This is a genomic window from uncultured Porphyromonas sp. (assembly GCF_934359325.1).
GTDB lineage: Bacteria > Bacteroidota > Bacteroidia > Bacteroidales > Porphyromonadaceae > Porphyromonas_A.
This window is the reverse complement of sequence record NZ_CAKRLH010000158.1, coordinates 1-3,959: the sequence shown is the minus strand read 5'-3', so window position 1 is coordinate 3,959 and position 3,959 is coordinate 1. Positions and strand designations below refer to the sequence as shown.

Genomic DNA, 3,959 nt, shown 5'->3' with positions numbered 1-3,959 from the left:
TAAGGCTGATAGCCCACTCGGGCTGCCGATCGAGGAGATCGGGTACGACTACCGGGTCTCCTTCCGCATCACTCCGGAGGATAATCCCCGTGGCACAGTCCTCTTTGCGTCGAAGAATGCCACGCTTTACCTGTCCACACCGGAGGAGGGGATGCTGGGCTTCGAGCGGGACGGCTACCGATACCACTGGGACTACCGCCTGCCGGTGGGTCGAGAGACAGCGGTAACTATCGAGGGGACCAATCGGGAGACCCGACTCTACATCGATGGTCAGCTGCAGGAGACACTCGGCGTCATCGTCCATCCTGAGGATCGTGACCTGAAGGGACCTCGCTACTGGGTACAGACGCTCGTCTTCCCCCTTGAGCGGACAGGACGCTTCAGCGGTCGCCTCTCCGACCTGCGGGTGGAGTGGCTAAGTAACTGATACAGCTGGGAGATATCAATCTGAGAGAAAAAGAAGTCCCGTCTCTTCGTGAGGCGGGACTTCTTTTTTTGTATCAGGGGAGGTGCTTGGCAAGCTCCCGAGGGGTGAGGAAGAAGAGGATCTGCCGACCGGAGGGGGTCACCCTATACTCAGGTAGCGCAAAGAGCTGCTCCAGGAGCTGCTTTGCCTGCGCCGGCGTCATCTGTCGTGGGAGGGAGCGCAGACGAGCGGTGGTGATGGTTCGGACAAGTCTATTGGACAAGATATCCCCACCGGAGCGACCGGTCTGCTCACACTCACGCAGGAGCTCATGTAGGATCTCCTCCTCTCCGCCTGCGGGTAGTCCATCGGGGACGGCATTGATGCCGATGGCATTTTGCCCCATATCGGAGATGTCGAAGCCGATCTCGGTCAGATCCTGTCGGTACTCCCTCAGCAGGGCTGTATCCTCAGCAGAGAGCTCAAGCAGAGCGGGGAAAAGCAGACGAGAGGAGACCACATGACCGCTCCTGAAGGAGGTCATATACTGCTCGAAGAGTACCCTCTCCCTCGCTCTGGAGAGGCTGATCACCGCAATGCCCTCTGGACGGAGTGCGATGCCGTAGTCTCCGTAGATGAGCGGCAGCACATCGTACCCAGATTTCATCTCGAAGCTCTCGCCAGTGAGCGAGGAGGTCAGCGTCGTTACTGGATCCTCCCTATCCGACAGCGGGATCTGTTTCGGCATCTCCTCACGCCGCTTCTGGAAGTCCTCATAGAAGCTGTCCCAGTCAGCAATATCCGGCATAGCGGTCTCACCTCCCACGGCGGGGAAGGTATCGCCGATCTTAGGAGTCAGCATCAGCTCCTCACTGTCATTGAGCCGGCTCCCCACCTCTAAGAAGTTGTCCGACGTGGGCGGCTCGGGAGCATTTCGCCGGCTGCTGTCAGCGATGGGAATCTCTAGCCGATCCTCGTCGAAGTCAAGCGTAGGCATGGCCGCCCCCTTCATCAGCACTTCTCGGATGGCAGAGAAGAGGATGGTGCCGATGTCATTCTCTGCCTCAAACTTGATCTCCGTCTTCGTTGGCGAGATATTGACATCGATGGAGGCGGGGTCGCAGGAGAGGAAGAGGAAGTACTCCGGCTTCTCCCCCTTCGGTATCATCTCGCCGTAGGCATTGAGCACCATGCGGTGGAAGTAAGGGTGCCGCATGAAGCGATCATTGACGAAGAAGTACTGACAGGCTCCGCGCTTGCGAGTGTACTTCGTCTCTGTGACAAAGCCCTCGATGGTCACCAAGGGCGTCTCGATATGGAGCGGCAGGAGGTGCTTGGTGAGCCGGCTGCCGAAGAGGTCGAGGAGCCGCTGCTTCTGAGGTGCCGCCGAGATCTGGAGCTGTATCTTATCGTTGTGGATCAGGGTAAAAGCGACCTGATGTCGCACGGCGGCAATATTCTGCAGTTCAGTGAGGATGTGGGCAAACTCGGTCGTGTCCGCCTTGAGGAACTTGCGCCTCGCCGGGACATTGAAGAAGAGATGTCGGATCTGGAAATTAGACCCCACGGGGCAGGCGACTGGCTCCTGGGAGATCACCTTCGACCCCTCTATCTCGAGCTTCGTCCCCTGCTCGGCATCCTCCATACGGGTCTGCAGAGTCACATGCGCCACCGCAGCGATGGAGGGGAGCGCCTCGCCTCGGAAGCCCATAGTGACGATGGAGAAGAGATCAGCCGCCTCGCGGATCTTGCTCGTCGCATGCCGCTCAAAGGCCATCCGGGCATCGACGGCACCCATACCGGTACCATTGTCGATGATCTGGATCAGGGTCTTGCCGGCGTCCTTAATGATGACCTGGATGTCCGTCGCACCGGCATCGATGGCATTCTCGACCAGCTCCTTGACGACAGAAGCAGGTCGCTGGATCACCTCACCGGCAGCGATCTGATTGGCAATATTATCCGGTAATAGATGTACTCTGCTGTCCACGCGATCGCTTACCAGAAGATGAAAAGGCGTGCGAAGTCAGCCCAGGTGGTGATGCCTAAGCTCTCGAAGATCCAGTAGGTAAAAGCGAAGAGAATGGCGAGGACAAAGACGAGCTGCCTATTCTTCTTACCGATGCTCTCCGAGAAGTCCTCCGGGTCTCCATACTTGGCAAGTCGCTCGGAGTTACGCCGGAAGTGCCCCTTGAGATTCTCCTTTAAGTCCTCCTCCGTGAGGGGATTCGCCTCCGGATCGACCCTGTGCTTGGAGAGCCGGATCTTGCGCTCCAGCTCCTTCTTCTTTGGATCAAAGGTGAGGTAGGTGTACCTGAATTCTCTTGGCTTCTTGGACTTATAAAAGCTTCCCCATCCCATAGTACTAGTTACTTCTTCTTAGGTTGTGTCACTTCGTCCTCCTTGCGGATCGTGGCGTGCTGCTCCTTTTTGAGCCCCGTGATCGCCTGACGAACCGTGGTCTCTGCCTGGTCGGTCACAGCCTTAGGCTTCAGTCCGAGGGAGTCGAGCTGTGCGGCACCCACGCGTCGGAGGGAGTCGGTCACCTCGGTGGGGCGCTGTCGCCCGTCGAGGAACTCGGTAAGCCGCTGCCCAGAGGTGGCTCTGAGAGTACTGTCAGCTGCTCCCTGCAGGATCTCACGACCCGCGTGTGGCAGGAAGACTGCAAGAGAGTCCATCACATGACTCCTGATCGAGTCGATGGAGATACCGGTGGTGTCCGCCATCGTCCGGATGATCGAGTCGGTCAGCGCGGTCACGAGCGAGTCCGACGGAAGGGTGGACTGCGCCACCTGCTGTGGCTGCTCCTCCTTTGGCGTCGGGAGGTCCTGTAGGAGACCGGTCGTCGGTGGGCGCGGCACCAATTCGCCTCCACCCTCGCCCGGTGTCGGGGTACGACGGAAGATGTCCAGCGAGTCGACCGGACGCCCCTCGGGGAACCAGACGAAGTCGGGATAGACCAGATCACTCTCCTCGACGAGGAAGATCGGTTTGGTTCGCCCCTTCGTCTGACCAAGGAGTAGGATCCGCACCACCTCGCGATTCTCCAGCTGCGTCAGTATCTCGCTGCTCTGAGTGTGTGTCTGCTCGGTCTGGATGGAGTCCTTATTCTCACTGAAGTAGATCGTCTCCGCATTTCCTCGCGTCCATACGGAGTCCATCTCGCCCTCGTGGAAGTAGGCCTCCACCTCGCGGCCACGCATCTGATTGTAGTACTTATTCCGCAGATGCTGCGACATGTAGGCATTCTCCCCGATCAGGGCTCGCTCGACGGAACCATTTTTCATAAAAAGGCGGATCGAGTCGCCGGTGACCTGTGAGAGGCCGCTCCAGACGAAGGGGCGACCATACATCTTCATCACTGAGTCCTGAGTGAGGTAGATCATAGAGTCAGCCACTGCCTGTGCATCTCTACGCCAGGTGCGGACATTACCTACTCCCTTAGCGATATTATTGACAGAGTCGACCTTGATCAGCTGCATCCGATCCGCACCGGTAAAGAGGTGATCGGAGTCGGAGTACTCGTAGATGTAGGCATGGTCTATCGCCTCAC

2 protein-coding genes and 2 pseudogenes are annotated in these 3,959 nt (G+C 58.3%); 1 reads left to right on the top strand and 3 read right to left on the bottom strand.

The features are described 5' to 3' along the window. Positions 1-427, top strand: a pseudogene (locus Q0F21_RS06140) (beta-N-acetylhexosaminidase); the annotation flags it as partial. A 73-nt stretch (positions 428-500) separates the two neighbouring features. Here the strand turns inward: Q0F21_RS06140 and mutL are convergent. The 3 genes and pseudogenes from mutL to Q0F21_RS06125 all read right to left on the bottom strand — a co-directional run. Beyond that, positions 501-2,396: a DNA mismatch repair endonuclease MutL gene (mutL, locus tag Q0F21_RS06135; protein WP_297238339.1), complete on the bottom strand. Its 1,896-nt coding sequence runs from the start codon at positions 2,394-2,396 to the stop codon at positions 501-503. 8 nt (positions 2,397-2,404) lie between these two features. After that, complete coding sequence (locus tag Q0F21_RS06130; protein ID WP_297238337.1) at positions 2,405-2,767, bottom strand: hypothetical protein; 363 nt, start codon at positions 2,765-2,767, stop codon at positions 2,405-2,407. Positions 2,768-2,775: 8 nt separating this feature from the next. Further along, positions 2,776-3,959, bottom strand: a pseudogene (locus Q0F21_RS06125) (hypothetical protein); the annotation flags it as partial.